The organism is Frankia sp. AgKG'84/4 (genome assembly GCF_023242965.2).
In the GTDB taxonomy this organism is placed as follows: Bacteria; Actinomycetota; Actinomycetes; order Frankiales; family Frankiaceae; genus Frankia.
The window spans coordinates 1-3223 of record NZ_JALKFU020000594.1; the positions used below are offsets into that span (position 1 = coordinate 1).

At 74.0% G+C, this 3223-nt stretch carries 3 protein-coding genes and 1 pseudogene; 1 reads left to right on the top strand and 3 read right to left on the bottom strand.

Annotated elements, in window-relative coordinates:
* Window positions 1–270 (bottom strand): annotated as a pseudogene (locus MXD58_RS23685) (hypothetical protein); the annotation flags it as partial.
* Between the two features lie 191 nt (window positions 271–461).
* Between MXD58_RS23685 and MXD58_RS23690 the strand changes: the two are divergent.
* Window positions 462–668, top strand: a complete 207-nt coding sequence (locus tag MXD58_RS23690; protein ID WP_248836330.1) for a DUF4236 domain-containing protein — start codon at window positions 462–464, stop codon at window positions 666–668.
* A 65-nt stretch (window positions 669–733) separates the two neighbouring features.
* On the opposite strand, the gene MXD58_RS23695 is transcribed toward MXD58_RS23690, so the two are convergent.
* Both MXD58_RS23695 and MXD58_RS23700 read right to left on the bottom strand, forming a co-directional pair.
* Complete coding sequence (locus MXD58_RS23695; RefSeq protein WP_248836331.1) at window positions 734–1852, bottom strand: PP2C family protein-serine/threonine phosphatase; 1119 nt, start codon at window positions 1850–1852, stop codon at window positions 734–736.
* Between the two features lie 98 nt (window positions 1853–1950).
* A partial coding sequence (locus MXD58_RS23700) for an amidase (protein WP_250609950.1) occupies window positions 1951–3223 on the bottom strand: 1273 nt, incomplete at its 5' end.

Below are 3223 nucleotides of genomic sequence, written 5' to 3' on the forward strand. Positions count from 1 at the left end.
GGGCGCGGCCGAGCCTCCGGTCGGGGCCGCGCTCGCCCGGTGTCCGGCGACCGCTATCAGCCCGCCGAGGGCGAAGGCGCAGACAGCGCTGAGAACGATGACCAGGATGACAAGTAGCCGCATCGTGGAACGGTCCGGTGAACCGACCGGGGCCATGGCGGAGGGGGCGGCGGAAAAGGCGAGCAGGGAATGCGGGGCGGCGTCACGGCCCGCTACCGACGGGCCGCAGACACGCCGTTCGCGGCTGGCCGTGGCGACATCGGTCCGCATGGGCCGACCGTAGCGGACCGGGGGTGCGCACGCCGGGCAGCGGCGCGCGGGTCGCCGATGTCGGGCTTCGACGGACGTCCGGTTAGACGACCGGATAATCATGCCGTGATGTGTAGGAAGCGGAATTCGGGCGACAACAGAGTTGTCGCCGATGCCCGCCGTATCGGCCTTCACCTGGAGGTGCGCACGTCATGGGCCTGCGATACACACGTCGACCGCATTACGGCCCGTTCTACGTCAACGTCAGCGAGAACGGGGTGTCCTCGGTCACGCTGAAGATGGGGCGTGTTTCCTGGCGGCTCTGGTCGCGCCACAAGCGCGGCGGGCTGTCCAGCGTGGACCTGCCCGGACCGTTCTCCTACCGGCGCGCCGGGCGCGGCCGGCGCGCCAAGGCGTAGCCCTCGGCGGGCGGCAGGGGCGTTGGACCCGGCCGCGTGGACCGTCCTGGAACGGCGAACCGCCGTCAGCCCAGGGCGACCCGCGCGGCCGGTGCCGTGTCCGGGGGAACCGCGACCGGCAGCCGTTCCGCGAGCAGAACCGCGAGGTCGTCGTGCAGCTCCCCACCGGCGTGGGCGCTCAGCGCGGCCGTCAGCCGCTCCAGCGCCTCCTCCTGGCCGCCGCCGCGCAGCAGGTCGAGGCGGTCGTCGAGCGCAAAGAAGGCGCCGTGCTGGTCCCGGGCCTCGATGAGGCCGTCGGTGAACAGCAACAGCCGGTCCCCGATGTCCCAGCGGTCGGTGGTGGTGGTGAACCGCTCGGCCAGCCCGAACGGCGGGCTCGGTGAGAGCAGCTCCAGCGTCCGCGCGCCCTCCGGGGAGACCAGCCGGGGCGGGTGGTGCCCGGCGGAGCACATCCCGAGCCGCCCGTCGGGATGGATGTCCATGACGAGGGCGGTGACGAAGTCCTCGGGGCCGGCCTCGCGACCCACCGCGCGGGCACACGCCGCCGCGACCTGCTCCGGATCGAGCCAGGTCACCGCCGCCTCCCGGAACGCCCCGAGCACCACGGAGGCGAGTCGCACGGCCGGCAGACCCTTGCCGCGGACATCCCCGATGATCACCCGGATGCTCTGCGCGGTGCACACGACCTCGTAGAGGTCGCCGCCGACCGAGGCCTCCTGGGCGGCGGACAGGTAGCGGGCGGCGAAACCCGCTCCGTCCAGCCGGCTCGGCACGTCCGGCAGCAGCGCGCGCTGCGCCACCTCGGCGACGGCCTGCACCCGGTGCAGCTTGGAGCGCTGGCGTTCCCGGTAGACGCAGATGTAGACGGCGATCGCCGACTGGATGAGCACCAGGACGATGGCCGCGACGTGCGAGGCCTCGCCGAACCGGTGGTCCCAGAACCCGGACACGACGGCGACGACGACCGTCACCGCACCGATCGTCGCGGTGGTCAGCGGCGGGCAGGCCGCAGCGAGGATCAACGGGCCGAGCCCGAAGTACCCGGTGAGCGCGACGCACGGCGCGAGGTCCAGGACGAGGACGATGAGCAGGACGGCCGCACCGGCGATGATCAACCGGAGACTGTCCGGCGTTCGCCCGGCGGGCACCGGGGTCGCGGCGGGTTTCATCCGGGCAGTGAGCATGTGTCATTGTCCCGACCCGACCAGGCGTTCGCCCAGGTACCCGGCCAAGTCGTCAGGAAGGTGACGGCGAGCTGACCGAGAGGTCAGGTCGCCGCCGCTCAGACGGCCGTGGTGAGCCGCTGGCCGGGCCGGCGCGACTGCCAGCGTTCGACCTGCTCGAGCTGCGCGGCCAGCGAGATCAGCCGCGTCTCGCTGGCCGCCGGCCCCAGCAGTTGCGCCCCCACGGGAAGCCCCGCGGCGGTGAGCCCGGCGGGGACGTTCACGGCCGGCCAGCCCAGCACGTTCCACGGCCAGGCGAACGGGCAGGCGGCGACGATCGCCTGGTCGGTGGCCCAGTTGCTCTCCCGGTTGAGCTCCCCGATCCGCGGCGGCGGAGTCGCCGTGGTCGGCGCGAGCACGACGTCCACCCGCCGGAAGATCCGGCCGATGTTGAGTCGGGCGAGCGGCTCGGCCGCGCGGGCCAGCGGAACGAACGGGCGCAGCAGCCGGCCGGTGCGGGCGTTGGCCACCGTCCGCGGATCGAGCAGCGCCGGGTCCGGGACCCGGCCGGCCCAGTCGCGGATCGCGTCCATCGACCGGGGCAGGAAAATCGTGCCAAGCGCGCCGTAGGGGGGTTCGACCGGCACGATCTCGTGCCCGAGGCCGGCGAGCACCTCGGCGATCCGCTCGATCGCGGCGCGCACCGCCGGATCGAGGCTGGCCGGCATACCGCTGTACGGGCGGTGCAGGGACAGCCCGATCCGCAGCCGAGGCGGGGCATGGCCGGCCGCGGTCAGGAACGGCTCCGAGGGCGGCGGGGTCCGGTCCCGGTCGACGGCCAGGCTGCCGGACAGCACGTCGAGCAGCAGGGCGCCGTCCGCGACCGTCCTGGTCAGCGGCCCGTAGACGGTCAGGCCGTTGAACTGTTCGCGCACGGGCGCGCTGGAGATCCGCCCGCGCTGCGGCTTGATGCCGACCAGGTGCGTCCAGGCCGCCGGGATACGCACGGAGCCGGCGCCGTCGGAGCCGATCGCGGCGGGTACGAGCCCCGCGGCCACGGCGGCCGCGGCGCCCCCGGAGGACCCGCCGGGGGAGTGGTCGAGGTCCCACGGGTTGCGGGTGACGCCGAAGGCCGGGCCCTCGGTGAACGGCCACTGGCCGAACTCCGGGGTGTTCGTCTTCCCGACGATGATCGCTCCGGCGGCGCGCAGGCGACGGACCATCTCGCTGTCCCGGGTCGCCGGCGGGAACTCGCCCATGGCGCCGAACGCCGTCGGCAGGCCGGCGAGGTCGGTGTCATCCTTGATCGCGATGGGCACGCCCAGCAACGGGCGATGCTGGCGGGCCGCGTCGACGGCCTCGCGCCGCCCGGGGCCGCGCGCCGGTTGTGCC

What these genes read in the sequence shown, in the direction of transcription:
- MXD58_RS23690 (WP_248836330.1), top strand. Translation starts at nt 462, where the DNA reads ATGGGCCTGCGATACACACGTCGACCGCATTACGGCCCGTTCTACGTC.
- MXD58_RS23695 (WP_248836331.1), bottom strand. Translation starts at nt 1,852, where the DNA reads ATGCTCACTGCCCGGATGAAACCCGCCGCGACCCCGGTGCCCGCCGGG.